This window comes from Rhodococcus artemisiae (genome assembly GCF_036327795.1).
Lineage (GTDB): Bacteria > Actinomycetota > Actinomycetes > Mycobacteriales > Mycobacteriaceae > Rhodococcus > Rhodococcus artemisiae.
In genome coordinates this window covers 1-1,373 of sequence record NZ_JAUTXY010000045.1, presented here as the reverse complement: position 1 = coordinate 1,373, position 1,373 = coordinate 1, and the positions used below count along the sequence as shown (strand labels likewise).

Sequence of the window (1,373 nt, the reverse complement as noted above, 5' to 3'; positions counted from 1 at the left end):
GTGCGCTTCTGCGGCGGTACCGCCGCGACCGAGTTGCTGATCGCGGTGAACATGCTGCGCGAGTTGAACGCGACCGGGCGGCGCAAGGTCTTCGATGACGCCCCGACCGGGTTCGTGCCGATGAAGTGGCGCGGCTACCTCGACGAGGCCCGCAAATCCGGCAGCGCGACCGCGTATCGGCACTACTGGGAGTTGTGTGTGCTGCTCGGATTGCGTGACGGGTTGCGCAGCGGGGATGTGTTCGTGCCGGGCTCGCGCCGTTACGCCGACCCGGCCGCCTACCTGCTCACCACCGGGCAGTGGGAACCGCAACGCGTTGAGTTCTGCGGCCTGGTCGGGCGATCCGCCGATCCTGGCGTCGCGCTGGCCACCGTGGTCGCCGAACTGCACGACGCTCTCGGTGAGCTGGAGGAGGTGCTGGCCGGCGGGGACGGCCCGGTCCGGCTGGACGAGGGCGGGGATCTGGTGATCTCGCCGCTGAGCGCGGAAGATGTTCCCGCCGAGGCGATCACGCTCAAGGCCGAGCTGACCGAAATGCTGCCGTTCGCGCCGATCGTGTCGCTGCTGATCGAGCTGGACAAACGCACCGGCTACCTGGACTGCTTCACCCACGCCGGCGGTCAGGCCACCCGGACGCCGGAGCTCAAACGCAACCTGATCGCGGTACTGCTGGCGCACTCGACGAACCTGGGGTTGATCCGGATGGCCGAGGCGTGCGGAATCACCTACGACATCCTGGCCTGGACCGACGAGTGGTATGTGCGCGAGGAGACCCTGCGCGCGGCCAACCTGGTACTGGTCGGCTACCACCAGCGGCTGCCGCTGACCGCGGTGTTCGGCGCCGGAACACTGTCGTCGAGCGACGGGCAGCGTTTCCCGACGCGCGGTAAGTCGACCACGGCGCGGCCGTTGAGCCGCTATTTCGCCAGCGAGGGCCTGTCGACCTACACCCATGTCAGCGACACCCACGCCACCTACGGCACCAAGGTCATCGTGGCGACCAAACGCGAAGCCCACTACGTGCTCGATGAGATCCTGGGCAACGCCACCGATCTGCCGATCACCGAGCACGCCACCGACACCCACGGGGTCACCCTGGTCAACTTCGGGTTGTTCGACCTGCTCGGGATGCAGCTCTCGCCACGGATCCGGGATCTGGGGCGGATCACCCTGTACCGGCCGGGCCCGCGCGCCGAGGCCGAGGCCCGGTTCCCGCACGCGGGCCCGCTGATGACCCGCAAGGCCAACCTGGGTTTGATCGCCGAGCACTGGGACGATCTGCTGCGGTTGGCCGGATCGCTGAAGTTCGGGCACGCCACCGCGTCGCTGTTGGTCGGCAAGCTGTCGGCGTCGGGGCGGCAGAACACCCTGGC

Annotated in this window: 1 protein-coding gene; it reads left to right on the top strand. The window is 68.5% G+C overall.

What is annotated here, in order from left to right; translation table 11 throughout:
- A partial coding sequence (locus tag Q7514_RS33080; protein ID WP_330137387.1) for a Tn3 family transposase occupies positions 1–1,373 on the top strand: 1,373 nt, incomplete at both ends.